Origin of the sequence: Streptococcus infantis (assembly GCF_000963255.1) — a bacterium.
In the GTDB taxonomy this organism is placed as follows: domain Bacteria; phylum Bacillota; class Bacilli; order Lactobacillales; family Streptococcaceae; genus Streptococcus; species Streptococcus nidrosiense.
In genome coordinates this window covers 106,969-123,178 of the sequence record NZ_JYOV01000017.1, presented here as the reverse complement: position 1 = coordinate 123,178, position 16,210 = coordinate 106,969, and the positions used below count along the sequence as shown (strand labels likewise).

Genomic DNA, 16,210 nt, shown 5'->3' with positions numbered 1-16,210 from the left:
GTGATTGCGGATGATAGCTTGTGTTCTTCCCTCAAGAACAGTAATGATATTGAGCTGATCAAAATCTTGTGCGATAAAACTCATCTTTCCCTTGGTAAAGGCATACTCGTCCCAAGACATAATCTCTGGAAGACAAGAAAAATCATGCTTAAAGTGAAAGTCATTGAGCTTACGAATGACAGTTGAAGTTGAAATGGATAGCTGATGTGCAATATCAGTCATAGAAGTCTTTTCAATTAACTTTTGAGCAATCTTTTGGTTGATAATACGAGGAATTTGATGATTCTTCTTGACGAGAGAGGTTTCGGCGACCATCATTTTCGAGCAATGATAGCACTTGAATCGACGCTTTTTCAGAAGAATTCTGGTAGGCATACCAGTCGTTTCGAGGTAAGGAATCTTAGAATGTTTTTGAAAGTCATATTTCTTCATTTGACTTCCGCAATCAGGGCAAGATGGGGCGTCGTAGTCCAGTTTAGCGATGATTTCTTTGTAGGTATTCATATTGATGATGTCTAGAATCTGGATATTAGGGTCTTTGATATCGAGCAGTTTTGTGATAAAATGTAATTGTTCCATAGGATTCTTTCTAATGAGTTGTTTGATCGCTTTTCATTATAGGTCATATGGGACTTTTTTTCTACACAAAAATAGGCTCCATAAGATCCATAGGGGATTTACCCACTACAAATATTATAGAGCCGACAATCAATCCAATGACTAAACAGGGAAGTTTGCCTTCTTCCCTTTTTTTGTTATACTAGAAGAAGAAAAAAATAGAAAGATTTGTGGGTGTCAAACAGTCTAGTGACTTGTTCTGGAATGAACTTAAGTTTCACCCAAAGAGGTATTAGTGTCGTGTCTCAATCTTATATCAATGTTATCGGTGCGGGCTTGGCGGGTTCTGAAGCAGCCTACCAAATCGCAGAGCGTGGTATTCCAGTTAAACTTTATGAAATGCGTGGTGTCAAGTCAACACCACAACACAAAACTGACAATTTTGCAGAATTAGTGTGTTCTAATTCTTTGCGAGGGGATGCTCTTACAAATGCTGTCGGCCTCCTCAAAGAAGAAATGCGTCGTCTTAGTTCTCTTATCCTAGAATCAGCAGAAGCAACGCGTGTTCCTGCTGGTGGTGCTCTCGCGGTTGACCGTGACAGTTTTTCTCAAATGGTTACTGAAAAGATTGCCAACCATCCCTTGATTGAGGTCGTTCGTGACGAAATTACAGAATTGCCAGCAGATGCTATTACAGTCGTTGCGACTGGTCCTTTGACTAGTGATGCTCTTGCTGAAAAAATCCACGCTCTTAATGGCGGTGACGGTTTTTATTTCTATGATGCTGCAGCGCCTATTGTGGATGTTAATACCATTGATATGAACAAGGTTTATCTCAAATCTCGTTATGATAAGGGAGAAGCTGCCTATCTCAATGCTCCGATGACCAAGCAAGAGTTTATGGATTTCCATGAAGCCTTGGTTAATGCAGAAGAAGCACCTCTTAACTCTTTTGAAAAAGAAAAGTACTTTGAAGGCTGTATGCCAATTGAAGTCATGGCTAAACGTGGCATTAAAACTATGCTTTATGGTCCTATGAAACCAGTTGGTCTAGAATATCCAGATGATTACAAAGGACCACGTGATGGAGACTTTAAAACTCCTTATGCGGTCGTTCAGCTTCGTCAGGACAATGCTGCAGGTAGTCTTTACAATATTGTTGGTTTCCAAACTCACCTTAAATGGGGAGAACAAAAGCGTGTCTTTCAAATGATTCCAGGTCTTGAAAACGCTGAGTTTGTTCGCTATGGAGTTATGCACCGTAATTCTTACATGGATTCACCAAATCTTCTTGAGCAAACTTATCGTTCTAAGAAACAGCCAAATCTATTCTTTGCTGGTCAGATGACGGGTGTGGAAGGATATGTTGAGTCAGCGGCATCAGGTCTAGTAGCTGGTATTAACGCAGCCCGTCTTTTCAAGGGAGAAAGTCCTGCTATTTTCCCAGAAACGACTGCAATTGGCAGTCTAGCCCATTACATCACCCATGCGGACAGTAAACACTTCCAACCAATGAACGTCAATTTCGGAATTATCAAGGAATTGGAAGGCGACCGCATTCGTGATAAAAAGGCTCGTTATGAAAAAATTGCAGAGCGTGCCTTGGCTGATTTGGAAAACTTTTTATCCGTTTAAAATTTTCAAAAGAATAACTCATGAGACTATAAAATTCTCAAAAAATGTGATAAAATAGTTTGAATAAAATAAAGGAGCGAAGTCAGGTGGAACCCAAATATAAACGTATTTTGATTAAGTTATCAGGTGAGGCCCTTGCTGGCGAGCGTGGTGTCGGAATTGATATCAAAACAGTTCAAGCAATGGCTCAAGAAATTCAAGAAGTACATAACTTAGGTATTGAGATTGCCCTCGTTATTGGTGGAGGAAATCTCTGGCGTGGAGAACCTGCTGCAGAAGCTGGAATGGATCGTGTACAAGCAGACTATACAGGAATGCTTGGAACCGTTATGAATGCTCTTGTAATGGCAGATTCATTGCAACAAGTTGGTGTGGATACACGTGTTCAAACAGCTATTGCCATGCAACAAGTAGCAGAACCTTACGTTCGTGGTCGTGCTCTTCGTCATCTTGAAAAAGGACGCATAGTTATCTTTGGTGCGGGAATTGGTTCACCATACTTCTCAACAGATACAACAGCAGCCCTTCGTGCAGCTGAGATTGAAGCGGACGCTATCTTGATGGCTAAGAATGGGGTTGATGGTGTCTACAATGCTGATCCTAAAAAAGATAAGACAGCTGTTAAATTTGAAGAGTTGACTCACCGTGACGTGATCAATAAAGGTCTCCGTATCATGGACTCAACAGCTTCAACACTTTCAATGGACAATGATATTGACTTGGTAGTTTTCAACATGAACCAACCAGGAAATATTAAACGTGTTGTATTTGGTGAAAATATCGGAACTACAGTTTCAAATAATATCGAAGAAAAGGAATAAGAAAAGATTATGGCAAACGCAATCGTAGAAAAAGCAAAAGAGAGAATGACCCAATCTCACCACTCACTTGCTCGTGAGTTTGGAAGTATTCGTGCTGGCCGTGCTAATGCTAGCTTGCTTGACCGCATCCACGTTGAGTACTATGGTGTTGAAACACCACTTAACCAAATTGCTTCTATCACAATCCCAGAAGCGCGTGTCTTGTTGGTAACACCATTTGACAAATCATCTTTGAAAGATATCGAACGTGCTTTGAATGCTTCAGACCTAGGTATCACACCAGCTAACGATGGTTCTGTTATTCGCTTGGTAATCCCAGCTCTTACAGAAGAAACTCGTCGCGACCTTGCTAAAGAAGTGAAAAAAGTGGGTGAGAATGCTAAAGTTGCTATCCGTAATATCCGTCGTGATGCTATGGACGAGGCTAAGAAACAAGAAAAAGCAAAAGAAATCACTGAAGACGAATTGAAGACTCTTGAAAAAGATATTCAAAAAGCAACAGACGATGCTGTTAAACACATCGACGAAATGACTGCCAACAAAGAAAAAGAAATCTTGGAAGTCTAAGAAATAAACAGAAAAACTCAGTTGGCATTGCTGGCTGAGTTTTATTCGAAAGAAGGAAACATGAATACAAATCTTGCAAGTTTTATCGTTGGACTCATCATCGATGAAAATGACCGTTTTTACTTTGTTCAAAAGGATGGTCAAACATATGCCCTAGCCAAAGAAGAAGGTCAGCATACAGTTGGTGATACGGTCAAAGGTTTCGCCTACACAGATATGAAGCAAAAGCTACGTTTGACAACTCTAGAAGTGACTGCAACTCAGGAACAATTTGGTTGGGGAACCGTAACAGAGGTTCGTAAGGATTTGGGTGTCTTTGTGGATACAGGATTACCAGACAAGGAAATCGTTGTGTCACTAGATATTCTCCCCGAGCTTAAAGAACTCTGGCCTAAGAAGGGTGATCGTCTATATATCCGTCTAGAAGTGGATAAGAAGGACCGTATCTGGGGAATCTTAGCTTATCAGGAAGATTTCCAACGATTGGCACGTCCTGCCTACAATAACATGCAGAATCAAAATTGGCCTGCCATTGTTTACCGTCTCAAATTATCAGGAACCTTTGTCTATCTACCTGAGAACAACATGCTTGGATTTATCCATCCAAGTGAGCGCTATGCAGAACCACGTTTGGGCCAAGTGCTAGATGCGCGTGTCATTGGTTTCCGTGATGTTGACCGAACTCTTAATCTCTCTTTAAAACCACGCTCTTTTGAGATGTTGGAAAATGATGCCCAGATGATCTTGACTTATTTGGAAAGCAATGGTGGCTTCATGACCTTGAATGATAAGTCATCACCAGATGATATCAAGGCTACTTTCGGTATTTCAAAAGGTCAATTTAAAAAAGCACTCGGTGGTTTGATGAAGGCTGGCAAAATCAAACAAGATCAGTTTGGTACCGAATTAATTTAGGGAGGCTTATGAGAAAATCATTTTATACTTGGCTCATGACCGAGCGCAACCCTAAAAGCAATAGTCCCAAAGCAATTTTAGCGGATCTGGCTTTTGAGGAGTCCGCCTTTCCGAAACATACAGATGATTTCGATCAAGTGAGTCGTTTTTTAGAGGAACATGCTAGCTTTTCTTTTAATATGGGAGACTTCGATCGTATCTGGCAGGAATATTTAGAACATTAAGGCTACTAGATGGGGTTGGGGATAGTAATTTCTCAGCCTCTTTGCTATAATATAGTCATTCAGTTATCTTTTATGAGGATTTTCCTTATTTTGACAAGTTTCGTTTACCATTACGAATTGTCAGAGTGATAGGATTTTTGAAAGTTGTTTCATACTTAAAAGAAAACAAAATGATAAAACGAAATAAGAGAATTAGAGAGGTTCTTTGTTTGAAGGAACATTCAATAGATATTCAACTGAGTCATCCAGATGACCTATTTCATCTTTTTGGGTCCAATGAGCGCCACCTTCGATTGATGGAGGATGAATTAGATGTCATCATCCATGCCCGTACAGAGATTGTTCAAGTTTTGGGAGAGGAGTCTGCTTGTGAGGAAGCACGGCAAGTTATACAAGCCTTGATGGTCTTAGTCAATCGTGGAATGACTGTTGGAACTCCGGATGTGGTGACAGCCATTACCATGGTTAAGAATAATGAAATCGATAAGTTTGTCGCCCTCTATGAAGAAGAGATTATCAAGGATAATACAGGTAAGCCCATCCGTGTTAAAACCTTGGGGCAAAAGCTTTATGTGGATAGTGTCAAGCAACACGATGTGACCTTTGGTATTGGGCCGGCAGGAACAGGTAAGACTTTCTTAGCAGTGACTTTGGCCGTAACAGCCCTCAAGCGTGGACAAGTCAAACGTATTATCTTGACACGCCCTGCAGTAGAAGCAGGCGAGAGTCTAGGATTTCTTCCGGGAGATTTGAAGGAAAAGGTAGACCCTTACCTTCGTCCAGTTTATGATGCCTTGTACCAGATTCTTGGGAAGGATCAAACAACCCGTCTTATGGAACGTGAAATCATCGAAATCGCGCCTCTTGCCTATATGCGTGGACGTACCTTGGATGATGCCTTTGTCATCTTGGACGAAGCGCAAAATACAACCATCATGCAGATGAAGATGTTCTTGACTCGTTTAGGCTTTAATTCTAAAATGATTGTCAATGGGGATATTAGTCAGATTGACCTGCCTCGTAATGTCAAGTCAGGTTTGATTGATGCTCAGGAAAAACTCAAGAATATTCATCAGATTGACTTTGTTCATTTTTCAGCTAAGGATGTGGTTCGCCATCCAGTTGTAGCTCAAATTATCAGAGCCTATGAACCTCTACCTGTCAAAGCTGAAGAAAACCAAGAAGAAACAGAATAGTAAAAAAGAGCAGTTGAAAAGCTGCTCTTATTTTTGTAGTTTAAGTTTATAAATCATTTTAAACAAGTTCACTGATTGAAGTGAAGTCACGTTCCAAACCTTCGGCAACTGGTTGGCTAGTGAGGATACCTTGATAAGTTGTAACTCCTTCTCGTAAACCAGCATCGTCAGAAATAGCTTTCTTAAATCCTTTTCCTGCCAATGCTTCGATATATGGAAGAGTCACATTTGTAAGGGCAATCGTAGATGTACGAGCAACTGCTCCAGGAATGTTAGCAACTGCATAATGAAGAACACCGTGTTTTTCATAGACTGGTTCATCGTGAGTTGTCACTCGGTCAGCTGTCGCTATAACACCACCTTGGTCAACAGCAACGTCAACAATGACAGAACCAGGACGCATTTGTTGTACCATTTCATCTGTTACTAATTTTGGTGCCTTGGCACCAGGAATCAAGACAGCACCGATCACAACGTCTGCTTCACGCACACTTGCTTCAATATTAAATGGATTAGACATGAGGGTTTGGATTTGGTGACCAAAGACATCTTCTAAGACAGAGAGACGTTTAGCACTGATATCAAGAATGGTTACTTGAGCTCCCAAACCAAGAGCGATGCGAGCTGCGTGTGTACCAACGACACCACCACCGATAATGGTTACTTTTCCTTTAGGAACACCAGGGACACCACCGAGTAGAACTCCTGAACCACCAGCTTGTTTCGTCAAGAAGTGGGCTCCGATTTGGACAGCCATACGACCTGCAACCTCACTCATTGGAACCAATAAAGGAAGTTGTCCTTGAGTATCACGGACTGTCTCATAAGCAACACCTGTTGTTTTAGCTGCAAGCATAGCATCAGCCAATTCTGGGGCAGCAGCCATGTGCAAGTAGGTGAAGAGAAGTAAATCGTCACGCAAGAACTGATATTCGCTAGCAAGGGGTTCCTTGACTTTAACAACCAATTCTGCAGCCCAGGCTTCAGCAGCAGTTGCGACAATTTCTGCTCCTTGCTTTTCATAGTCAGCATCAGTAAAACCAGATCCAAGTCCAGCATTCGTTTCGATAAGGACACGGTGGCCACGACCAACGAGACTTTGTACACCAGCAGGTGTCAAAGCAACACGATTTTCATTATTTTTAATTTCCTTTGGAATTCCAATTAGCATAGGATAACTCACTTTCTATTAAGCTGTTTCAATTTATGTATCACATCATTCTTCAGAGTTTTTGTGATGACTTTATTGTATATGAAACCGCTTTAAATTGCAAGAAAAACTTGTAAACCTATTTCTTTTATGTTATTCTTTTAGCAACCTATTTTGGGAGGTGCAATCATGGAATCACTATTTATCAAACTAGCCAAGCATCAATTTATCGAAACTGAACGCTTAGTACTTAGACCAGTAACACTTGATGATGCAGAAGCCATGTTTGAATATGCTTCAAACCAGGAAAATACGCGCTACACTTTCCCGACCAATCAAAGTCTGGAGGAAACCAAGAACAATATTGCTCAATTTTATCTAGCCAATCCATTGGGACGATGGGGAATTGAACTAAAAAGTACTGGAGAATTTATCGGAACCATTGATCTGCACAAGATGGATACTGTTCTTAAGAAGGCAGCCATTGGTTACATTATCCATCAAAAATATTGGAATCAAGGTTTGACGACAGAAGCCAACAGAGCTGTAATTGAACTGGCTTTTGAAAAGATTGGGATGAATAAGTTGACGGCCCTTCACGATAAGGATAATCCTGCGTCAGGAAAAGTCATGGAGAAATCAGGTATGCACTTCTCCCACGAAGAACCATATGCTAGAATGGACTATAAAGAACCTGGAAGAATCGTAACAGATGTCCATTATGTCTTAACCAAGGAAGACTATTTTGCAAATAAGTAAGCAGTTGAAAAGATTTTTCAGCTGTTTTTTTCTTTCTCTTACGAATAAGCTAAGAGAGGAGAAAATATGGAAGAACTTATTGAGAAAATCAAAGAGTATAAAATCATTGTCATCTGTGCTGGTTTGGGCTTGGTCTTAGGCGGATTTTTCCTCCTCAAGCCAGTCGCTCAGACACCTGCTAAAGAAACAAAGGTGCAAACAGAAGTTACCACTGTTCCAAAGGATTCGACGGATGTAAAGGAAGATGGAAATCAGAAGGAAGACGTTGTGGAGCAAGATCTAATTACTGTTGATGTCAAAGGCGCTGTCAAAACACCAGGGATTTATGATTTACCAGTGGGAAGTCGGGTCAATGATGCTGTTCAAAAAGCTGGTGGCTTGACAGATAATGCTGATAGTAAGTCTATCAATCTTGCTCAGAAAATTAGTGACGAAGCACTTATCTATGTTCCAACTAAGGGAGAAGATATTAGTCAAGCAACACAATCAAATGCTTCTAACAGCAAGGAAGATAAGAAAGTCAATCTCAATAAAGCCAGTTTAGAGGAACTGAAACAAGTCAAAGGCTTAGGTGCTAAACGTGCTCAAGATATTATCGACCATCGTGAGTCTAACGGTAAGTTTAAGTCAGTTGATGAGCTCAAAAAGGTTTCTGGTATTGGCGCAAAAACGATAGAAAAGTTAAAAGAATATGTTACAGTGGATTAGTCGTTTTCCAATTCCAAAAATCTATCTCAGTTTTCTTTTGCTATGGCTCTACTATGCAATTTTTTCAGCAAGTGTCTTAGCACTTTTGGGCTTAGCCTTTTTACTAGTCTGCCTCTTTTTCCAATTTCCATGGAAGACGGTAACCAAGGTTCTCTTGATTTGCAGCATATTTGGGAGTTGGTTTATTTTTCAAAAATGGCAGCAAGAAGAAGCCAGTCGGAATCTTGTAGACACGGTTGATACAGTGCGAATATTACCGGATACCATCAAAGTAAATGGAGATAGCTTATCTTTTCGTGGCAAGGCTGAGGGCAGACTCTTTCAGGTTTATTATAAACTCCAGTCAGAAGCTGAAAAAGAAAAATTTCAGCAGTTGTCTGATCTGCATAAAATGGTTTTGAAAGGCAAGTTAGCTAGTCCTCAAGGAGCCAGTAATTTTGCGGGTTTTGATTATCGAAACTATCTCAAAACCCAAGGAATTTATCAGACCTTAACCATATCCGAAATTGTGGAATTAAAGCAAATTTCCAGTTGGGATATTGGAGAAAATCTATCAAGTTTGAGGAGAAAAGCAGTTGCCTGGATAAAAAGGAATTTTCCCGATCCCATGCGCAATTATATGACAGGCCTTTTATTGGGACATTTAGATACAGACTTTGAGGAAATGAACGAACTTTATTCCAGCCTAGGGATTATTCATCTTTTTGCTTTGTCTGGGATGCAGGTTGGATTCTTCATGGATTCTTTTAAAAAGTCACTCTTGCGATTGGGCTTGACACAAGAGAAGTTCAAATGGCTAGCTTATCCCTTTTCTTTGTTTTATGCAGGCTTGACAGGATTTTCAGCTTCAGTTATTCGTAGTCTTCTACAAAAGCTATTGGCTCAGCATGGCTTTAAGTCACTGGATAATTTTGCTTTGACAATTCTTATTCTATTTTTAATCATGCCGAACTTTTTCTTAACAGCTGGAGGGGTTCTTTCCTGTGCTTATGCCTTTATCCTGACAATGACTGGTGAGGAAGTAGCAGGGATAAAAGGTCTGATTAGAGAGAGTTGCATTATTTCTTTGGGAATTCTGCCAATTCTATCTTTCTACTTTTCTGAATTTCAACCGTGGTCTATTTTCTTGACCTTTGTCTTTTCATTCTTATTTGATGTGGTCCTTTTACCACTCCTGTCGATTCTCTTCTGTCTGTCATTTATATATCCCATCACCCAGTTCAACTTTCTCTTTGAATGGCTTGAAAACATCATACGCTATATTTCTCAGCTATCTACGAGACCCCTTGTTTTCGGCCAACCGAGTCTTTGGATTTTAATCCTTCTTTTGGTTACTTTAGCTCTCATCTACGATTATCGAAAGAATTTGAAAAAAATATCTATGCTTGTCATAGTTGCCATCTCATTCTTTTTAGTAACCAAGCATCCACTAGAAAATGAAATCACAGTTCTAGATATGGAACAGGGGCGAAGCATTTTCCTAAGAGACATGACAGGGAAGACCATACTACTGGATGTTGGTGAAAAGCTAGCAGTTGAAAAGAAAGAAGTCTGGCAGGAGAAAGCTATTACCAGCAATGCCAAACGTAGTTTAATTCCTTATCTGAAAAGTCGAGGAGTGGCCAAGATTGATCAGCTGGTTCTAACGACTAGTGATACTAAACAGTTAGATCATGTATTCGAAATCAGTAAAGCCTTCGAGCTTGGAGAGATTCTAGTAATTGAAGAAACTTTATCTAAGAGAGAATTTATGGATAAGCTCAAGGAGAGCAAAGTCAAGGTAGGTGCTATCAAAACAGGACAGCAGTTACCTATTTTTGGGAATAGTTTAGAAGTTATCACTAGCCAAAATAGCGATGAAAAGGACTCAATGGTCTTGTATGGAAAGTTACTAAACCAAACCTTTCTAGTTACTGGAAATATAGAGGAGAAGTTTTTAACGAGTCATTATCCAAAACTCCAAGCAGATGTAGTGATAAGTCATCTGCAAGCATCGAAGAAAAAGACAGATATCGAAATCTTCAAAAATGTACACCCTAAAATCACTGTTATTTCAATAGACAAGAAAAAATCATTTAAAGTTAAAAATGGGGAAAGTAACCGAGAACTTGAGAATTCGATTTACCAAACGGACCAAAAGGGAGCTATTCGTTTTAAAGGTTGGCATTCTTGGCAAATAGAAACAGTTCGCTGAACTCATGAGTGAGAATAACATTAAAATTGTCTAAACAATCATTCAATGCTTGATTTTGAACCCTGTTTACTATAAAATAGTTAAGATTGGTGTCAAACTTTTATATTGCAAATAGGAGAAAAAATGACAAAAACTTTGAAACGTCCTGAGGTTCTATCACCTGCAGGAACTCTTGAAAAACTAAAAGTAGCTGTTCAATACGGAGCAGATGCTGTCTTTATCGGTGGTCAGGCCTATGGTCTACGTAGCCGTGCTGGTAACTTCACTTTCGAACAAATGGAAGAAGGAGTTCAGTTTGCGGCTAAGTATGGCGCTAAGGTATATGTGGCTGCTAATATGGTTATGCACGAAGGAAATGAAGAAGGTGCCGGAGAATGGTTCCGTAAGTTGCGTGATATTGGTATTGCAGCGGTTATCGTTTCTGACCCTGCCTTAATCATGATTGCAGCAACAGAAGCACCAGGACTCGAAATCCACCTTTCAACACAAGCCAGTGCAACTAACTACGAAACCCTAGAATTCTGGAAAGAACTTGGATTGACTCGCGTCGTGTTGGCGCGTGAGGTTTCTATGGAAGAGTTGGCAGAAATTCGTAAACGTACAGATGTAGAAATCGAAGCCTTCGTACATGGTGCGATGTGTATTTCTTACTCTGGTCGTTGTACGCTCTCTAACCATATGAGTATGCGTGACGCTAACCGTGGTGGATGTTCACAATCTTGCCGTTGGAAATATGACCTTTACGATATGCCATTTGGTAAAGAACGTAAGAGCCTCAAGGGAGAAATTCCTGAAGAATTCTCCATGTCTGCGGTTGATATGTCTATGATTGACCATATTCCAGATATGATTGAAAATGGTGTGGACAGTCTTAAAATTGAAGGTCGTATGAAGTCTATCCACTATGTTTCAACAGTGACAAACTGCTACAAAGCTGCCGTTGATGCCTACCTTGAAAGTCCTGAAAAGTTTGAAGCTATCAAGCAAGACTTGATTGATGAAATGTGGAAGGTTGCCCAACGTGAATTGGCTACAGGTTTCTATTACGGAACACCATCTGAAAACGAACAACTATTCGGTGCTCGTCGTAAGATTCCAGAATACAAGTTTGTTGCTGAAGTAGTAGCTTATGATGATACAACGCAAACAGCAACTATTCGCCAACGTAACGTTATCAACGAAGGAGACCAAGTTGAGTTTTATGGCCCAGGTTTCCGCCATTTTGAAACTTATATCGAAGACCTTCATGATGCCAAAGGTAACAAGATTGACCGTGCACCAAATCCAATGGAACTTTTAACTATCAAGGTTCCACAACCAGTACAAGCAGGTGATATGGTCCGTGCTTTGAAAGAAGGTTTGATTAATCTTTACAAAGAAGATGGAACAAGCGTTACAGTTCGTGCCTAGATAAGGAAAGTCAATGGTTCAAGCTCATGGATTACTAGTAGATGATGAAAGCAGATGTGTTCATTACCATAGTGATAAAGATATCGTAGCGCTCCAGTGTAATGAGTGTAAGAAATACTATGCCTGTTATCAGTGTCACAATGCGCTAGAGGATCACACATTTTCTCCCTATCCTTTAAGACTTAAACAGAATAAACCTATCTTATGTGGTTCCTGTAAGACGACCCTAACTTATGAGGAATATACAGAGAAAGGAAACTGTCCTCACTGTAAAGCTGCATTCAATCCAGCTTGCCAGAGCCACCATTTATATTATTTTAAATAAGAAACGATAAATCCAAGTTGTAAAACTTGGATTTTTCTTTTCAGAAAAATAGGAAAGATAAGGAAAATAACCTGAAAAGACATTAAAATTTTCTATATGATTGTCTTGAAAATCGTAAAATTAGAAATAAATGATTTGAAACGCTTTCAATGCTAGTAAAGAGTTGACAAAAGCAAATTTTAGGACTAAACTAGGGAAGTAAATTTAATTTAAAAAAGGAGAATTCGTCATGAATTTAACATTTTTCGGTCTATGTCTTGCCTGTATGGGTGTATCTCTTGCAGAAGGATTTTTGATGAACGGTTTGTTCAAATCTGCAGCACGCCAACCAGATATCATTCCACAATTGCGTAGTTTGATGATCATGGGGATTGCCTTTATCGAAGGAACTTTCTTTGTAACCTTGGCGATGTCATTCGTTATCAAATAGACAACTCTATTTAGAAATGGAGGTGTCAAACCATGGAAGAAAGTTTGAATCCAACCGTTAATATTGGACCAATATCCTTTGATTTGACCCTGCTTGCCATGTCTCTTGTAACTGTTTTGATGGTTTTTGCCTTTGTCTACTGGGCAAGTCGTAAAATGGCCATCCGTCCAAAGGGCAAACAGAATGCTCTTGAGATGATTTATGACTTTGTGATTGGTTTTACAAAACCAAACATTGGAGATTCATATATCAAGGATTATTCCTTGTTCTTGTTCTCTCTATTTCTGTTTATCTTGGTTGCCAACAATATTGGCTTAATGGCAAAAGTACAAACAACAAACGGTTATAACTTGTGGACTTCCCCAACAGCCAACCTTGGATACGATTTATCCCTCTCCTTATTGATCACTTTGATCGCCCATGTAGAAGGAATTCGTCGTAGAGGCGTTAAAGAATATTTGAGAGCATTTGTTACTCCTGGCTTTATGACTCCGATGAACGTTTTAGAAGAGTTCACCAATTTTGCCTCCTTGGCGATTCGGATTTACGGAAATATTTTCGCCGGTGAGGTCTTGGCAGGATTGTTATTAGCCTTGTCACAATATGCCTTTTATTGGTATCCTTTTGCCTTTATTGCAAACATGTTATGGACAGCCTTTTCAATTTTCATTTCATGTATTCAAGCGTATGTATTTACCATGTTGTCTTCTATGTACATTGGTAAAAAGGTAAATGGTGAGGAAGAGTAAGTAGAGGAGGATTAGAAGATGGATTTAACTATTAGTACCATTATCGGTGACTTTATTCTTATCGCTGGTTCCTTCCTTTTATTAATTTTTTTAGTTAAGAAATATGCTTGGGGAAATATTACCAGTATTTTGGATCAACGTGCTGAAAAGATTTCTTCAGATATTGATGGTGCTGAGGAAGCTCGTAAAAAGGCTGAGGAACTAGCAAGTAAGCGAGAGGCTGAGCTAGCAGGTAGCCGTACCGAAGCTAAAACGATTATCGAGAATGCAAAGGAAACAGCTGAAAAGAGCAAATCAGATATTCTGGCTGAAGCTAAGCTAGAAGCTGGTCGCTTGAAAGAAAAAGCTAACCAAGAAATTGCGCAAAATAAAGCTGAGGCTTTACAAAGCGTTAAAGGTGAGGTAGCAGATTTGACAGTTAGTCTAGCTGGAAAAATCATCTCACAAAACCTTGACGGTCATGCCCATAAAGAACTCATTGATCAGTATATTGATCAGCTAGGAGAAGCTTAATGGACAAAAAGACAGTAAAGGTAATTGAAAAATACAGCATGCCTTTTGTCCAATTGGTGATTGAAAAAGGAGAAGAAGATTCTATCTTCTCAGACTTGACCCAGATTAAGCAAGTCGCTGAAGAAACAGACTTGCCTTCTTTTTTGGCTCAGGTAGATGTTGATGAGTCTGACAAGGAAAAAACAGTCAGTTATTTCCAAGATTCTGCATCGCCATTATTACAAAACTTCATTCAAGTTCTGTTGTACAATCATCGTTCAAATCTTTTTTATGATGTGATTGTAGATTGTTTAAACCGTCTTGAGAGAGAAACGAATCGTTTTGAAGTAACGATTGTGTCTGCTCATCCTCTAACGGATGAACAAAAAGAACGTTTGCTTCCAATTATAGAGAAAAAGATGTCTTTAAAAGTGCGTAGCATTAAAGAAGAAATCGACGATAGTTTAATCGGTGGTTTTGTTATTATCGCCAATCACAAGACAATTGATGTTAGTATTAAACAACAACTTAAAGTTGTTAAGGAAAATTTGAAATAGAAAGTGGTGTTCTTTTGGCAATTAACGCACAAGAAATCAGCGCTTTAATTAAGCAACAAATTGAAAATTTCAAACCCAATTTTGATGTGACTGAAACTGGTGTTGTAACCTACATCGGTGACGGAATTGCGCGTGCTCATGGCCTTGAAAATGCCATGAGTGGAGAGTTGTTGATTTTTGAAAACGGCTCTTATGGTATGGCGCAAAACTTAGAATCAACAGATGTTGGTATCATCATCCTTGGAGACTTTACAGATATCCGCGAAGGCGACACCATTCGTCGTACAGGAAAAATCATGGAAGTTCCAGTTGGTGATAGCTTGATTGGACGTGTCGTGGATCCACTTGGTCGTCCAGTAGATGGACTTGGTCCAATCGACACAAACAAAACTCGTCCAGTTGAAGCACCAGCTCCTGGGGTTATGCAACGTAAATCAGTATCAGAACCATTGCAAACTGGTTTGAAAGCTATTGATGCCCTTGTTCCAATCGGTCGTGGTCAACGTGAGTTGATTATCGGTGACCGTCAAACAGGGAAAACAACCATCGCTATCGATGCAATCTTGAACCAAAAAGGTCAAGATATGATCTGTATCTATGTAGCGATTGGTCAAAAAGAATCAACAGTTCGTACACAAGTAGAAACACTTCGTCAGTACGGAGCCTTAGATTACACAATCGTTGTGACAGCGTCAGCTTCACAACCTTCTCCATTGCTTTTCCTTGCACCTTATGCAGGGGTTGCTATGGCCGAAGAATTTATGTACCAAGGTAAGCATGTCTTGATCGTTTATGATGACTTATCTAAACAAGCGGTAGCTTATCGTGAACTTTCTCTCTTGCTCCGTCGTCCACCAGGTCGTGAAGCCTTCCCAGGGGATGTCTTCTACCTTCATAGCCGTCTACTTGAACGTTCAGCTAAAGTTTCGGATGAATTGGGTGGAGGATCTATCACAGCCCTTCCGTTTATCGAGACACAAGCCGGAGATATCTCAGCCTATATCGCTACAAACGTAATCTCTATTACAGATGGACAAATCTTCCTTGGCGATGGACTCTTTAATGCGGGTATCCGTCCGGCTATTGATGCGGGTTCTTCTGTATCGCGTGTTGGTGGTTCTGCACAGATTAAAGCCATGAAGAAAGTTGCTGGTACACTTCGTATCGACCTTGCTTCATACCGTGAGTTGGAAGCCTTCACTAAATTTGGTTCTGACTTGGATGCGGCTACTCAGGCTAAATTGAACCGTGGTCGTCGTACTGTAGAAGTATTGAAACAACCTGTTCACAAACCATTACCTGTTGAGAAACAAGTTACTATTCTCTATGCTTTAACACATGGTTTCTTGGATACAATTCCTGTAGACGATATCGTTCGTTTCGAAGAAGAGTTCCATATGTTCTTTGATGCTCAACATCCTGAGATTTTGGAAACCATTCGTGAAACAAAAGACTTGCCAGATGAAGCAGTCTTGGATGCTGCGATTACTGAGTTTCTCAATCAATCAAGCTTCCAATAA

Annotated in this window: 18 protein-coding genes; 16 read left to right on the top strand and 2 right to left on the bottom strand. The window is 39.9% G+C overall.

Annotated features, from left to right (window positions below):
* Positions 1-579 (bottom strand): ISL3 family transposase (locus TZ96_RS07065; protein WP_045762794.1); only part of this gene is annotated, 579 nt, incomplete at its 3' end.
* A 279-nt stretch (positions 580-858) separates the two neighbouring features.
* Here TZ96_RS07065 and trmFO point away from each other — a divergent pair.
* The 6 genes from trmFO (at position 859) to TZ96_RS07035 (ending at position 5,916) form a co-directional block, all read left to right on the top strand.
* Positions 859-2,193: a methylenetetrahydrofolate--tRNA-(uracil(54)-C(5))-methyltransferase (FADH(2)-oxidizing) TrmFO gene (gene trmFO / locus TZ96_RS07060; RefSeq protein WP_045763465.1), complete on the top strand. Its 1,335-nt coding sequence runs from the start codon at positions 859-861 to the stop codon at positions 2,191-2,193.
* 86 nt (positions 2,194-2,279) lie between these two features.
* Positions 2,280-3,014: a UMP kinase gene (gene pyrH / locus TZ96_RS07055; protein WP_000433488.1), complete on the top strand. Its 735-nt coding sequence runs from the start codon at positions 2,280-2,282 to the stop codon at positions 3,012-3,014.
* Positions 3,015-3,023: 9 nt separating this feature from the next.
* Positions 3,024-3,581: a ribosome recycling factor gene (gene frr, locus TZ96_RS07050; protein ID WP_001262232.1), complete on the top strand. Its 558-nt coding sequence runs from the start codon at positions 3,024-3,026 to the stop codon at positions 3,579-3,581.
* A gap of 60 nt (positions 3,582-3,641) precedes the next feature.
* Positions 3,642-4,496 carry an RNA-binding virulence regulatory protein CvfB gene (gene cvfB, locus TZ96_RS07045; RefSeq protein WP_045763464.1) on the top strand — a complete coding sequence of 285 codons (855 nt, stop codon included), beginning with the start codon at positions 3,642-3,644 and terminating at the stop codon, positions 4,494-4,496.
* Positions 4,497-4,504: 8 nt separating this feature from the next.
* The gene (locus TZ96_RS07040; RefSeq protein WP_001232087.1) at positions 4,505-4,720 is read left to right on the top strand and encodes a YozE family protein; all 216 of its coding nucleotides are present in this window, start codon (positions 4,505-4,507) and stop codon (positions 4,718-4,720) included.
* 209 nt (positions 4,721-4,929) lie between these two features.
* Complete coding sequence (locus TZ96_RS07035; RefSeq protein WP_045763471.1) at positions 4,930-5,916, top strand: PhoH family protein; 987 nt, start codon at positions 4,930-4,932, stop codon at positions 5,914-5,916.
* 58 nt (positions 5,917-5,974) lie between these two features.
* On the opposite strand, the gene ald is transcribed toward TZ96_RS07035, so the two are convergent.
* Positions 5,975-7,087, bottom strand: coding sequence for an alanine dehydrogenase (gene ald, locus TZ96_RS07030; protein WP_045763463.1), 1,113 nt, complete (start codon positions 7,085-7,087; stop codon positions 5,975-5,977).
* 168 nt (positions 7,088-7,255) lie between these two features.
* On the opposite strand from ald, the gene TZ96_RS07025 reads away from it, so the two are divergent.
* The 10 genes from TZ96_RS07025 (at position 7,256) to atpA (ending at position 16,210) form a co-directional block, all read left to right on the top strand.
* A complete protein-coding gene (locus TZ96_RS07025) occupies positions 7,256-7,825 on the top strand; it encodes a GNAT family N-acetyltransferase (protein WP_045763462.1) in 570 nt (189 codons plus the stop codon).
* A 66-nt stretch (positions 7,826-7,891) separates the two neighbouring features.
* Positions 7,892-8,533 carry a helix-hairpin-helix domain-containing protein gene (locus tag TZ96_RS07020; protein ID WP_045763461.1) on the top strand — a complete coding sequence of 214 codons (642 nt, stop codon included), beginning with the start codon at positions 7,892-7,894 and terminating at the stop codon, positions 8,531-8,533.
* Positions 8,517-10,727 (top strand): ComEC/Rec2 family competence protein, encoded by a 2,211-nt coding sequence (locus TZ96_RS07015; protein ID WP_045763460.1) that lies wholly within the window; start codon positions 8,517-8,519, stop codon positions 10,725-10,727. Before TZ96_RS07020 ends, TZ96_RS07015 begins: the two co-directional genes overlap by 17 nt.
* A 123-nt stretch (positions 10,728-10,850) precedes the next feature.
* Positions 10,851-12,137 (top strand): peptidase U32 family protein, encoded by a 1,287-nt coding sequence (locus TZ96_RS07010; protein ID WP_045763459.1) that lies wholly within the window; start codon positions 10,851-10,853, stop codon positions 12,135-12,137.
* A 13-nt stretch (positions 12,138-12,150) separates the two neighbouring features.
* Positions 12,151-12,462, top strand: coding sequence for a CHY zinc finger protein (locus tag TZ96_RS07005; RefSeq protein ID WP_045763458.1), 312 nt, complete (start codon positions 12,151-12,153; stop codon positions 12,460-12,462).
* Between the two features lie 229 nt (positions 12,463-12,691).
* Positions 12,692-12,892: a F0F1 ATP synthase subunit C gene (locus tag TZ96_RS07000; RefSeq protein ID WP_001054551.1), complete on the top strand. Its 201-nt coding sequence runs from the start codon at positions 12,692-12,694 to the stop codon at positions 12,890-12,892.
* Positions 12,893-12,924: 32 nt separating this feature from the next.
* Complete coding sequence (gene atpB / locus TZ96_RS06995) at positions 12,925-13,641, top strand: F0F1 ATP synthase subunit A (protein ID WP_000392935.1); 717 nt, start codon at positions 12,925-12,927, stop codon at positions 13,639-13,641.
* Positions 13,642-13,659: 18 nt separating this feature from the next.
* Positions 13,660-14,154: a F0F1 ATP synthase subunit B gene (atpF, locus tag TZ96_RS06990; protein WP_000366310.1), complete on the top strand. Its 495-nt coding sequence runs from the start codon at positions 13,660-13,662 to the stop codon at positions 14,152-14,154.
* Positions 14,154-14,690, top strand: coding sequence for a F0F1 ATP synthase subunit delta (locus tag TZ96_RS06985; RefSeq protein ID WP_000359024.1), 537 nt, complete (start codon positions 14,154-14,156; stop codon positions 14,688-14,690). The genes atpF and TZ96_RS06985 overlap by 1 nt, the downstream gene beginning before the upstream one ends.
* 14 nt (positions 14,691-14,704) lie before the next feature.
* Positions 14,705-16,210 carry a F0F1 ATP synthase subunit alpha gene (gene atpA / locus TZ96_RS06980; RefSeq protein ID WP_000996628.1) on the top strand — a complete coding sequence of 502 codons (1,506 nt, stop codon included), beginning with the start codon at positions 14,705-14,707 and terminating at the stop codon, positions 16,208-16,210.

Excerpts from the sequence above, each read along its gene's own strand:
- frr (WP_001262232.1), top strand. The coding sequence starts at position 3,024 with ATGGCAAACGCAATCGTAGAAAAAGCAAAAGAGAGAATGACCCAATCT.
- cvfB (WP_045763464.1), top strand. The coding sequence starts at position 3,642 with ATGAATACAAATCTTGCAAGTTTTATCGTTGGACTCATCATCGATGAA.
- TZ96_RS07040 (WP_001232087.1), top strand. The coding sequence starts at position 4,505 with ATGAGAAAATCATTTTATACTTGGCTCATGACCGAGCGCAACCCTAAA.
- ald (WP_045763463.1), bottom strand. The coding sequence starts at position 7,087 with ATGCTAATTGGAATTCCAAAGGAAATTAAAAATAATGAAAATCGTGTT.
- TZ96_RS07025 (WP_045763462.1), top strand. The coding sequence starts at position 7,256 with ATGGAATCACTATTTATCAAACTAGCCAAGCATCAATTTATCGAAACT.
- TZ96_RS07020 (WP_045763461.1), top strand. The coding sequence starts at position 7,892 with ATGGAAGAACTTATTGAGAAAATCAAAGAGTATAAAATCATTGTCATC.
- TZ96_RS07015 (WP_045763460.1), top strand. The coding sequence starts at position 8,517 with ATGTTACAGTGGATTAGTCGTTTTCCAATTCCAAAAATCTATCTCAGT.
- TZ96_RS07010 (WP_045763459.1), top strand. The coding sequence starts at position 10,851 with ATGACAAAAACTTTGAAACGTCCTGAGGTTCTATCACCTGCAGGAACT.
- TZ96_RS07005 (WP_045763458.1), top strand. The coding sequence starts at position 12,151 with ATGGTTCAAGCTCATGGATTACTAGTAGATGATGAAAGCAGATGTGTT.
- TZ96_RS07000 (WP_001054551.1), top strand. The coding sequence starts at position 12,692 with ATGAATTTAACATTTTTCGGTCTATGTCTTGCCTGTATGGGTGTATCT.
- atpB (WP_000392935.1), top strand. The coding sequence starts at position 12,925 with ATGGAAGAAAGTTTGAATCCAACCGTTAATATTGGACCAATATCCTTT.
- atpF (WP_000366310.1), top strand. The coding sequence starts at position 13,660 with ATGGATTTAACTATTAGTACCATTATCGGTGACTTTATTCTTATCGCT.
- TZ96_RS06985 (WP_000359024.1), top strand. The coding sequence starts at position 14,154 with ATGGACAAAAAGACAGTAAAGGTAATTGAAAAATACAGCATGCCTTTT.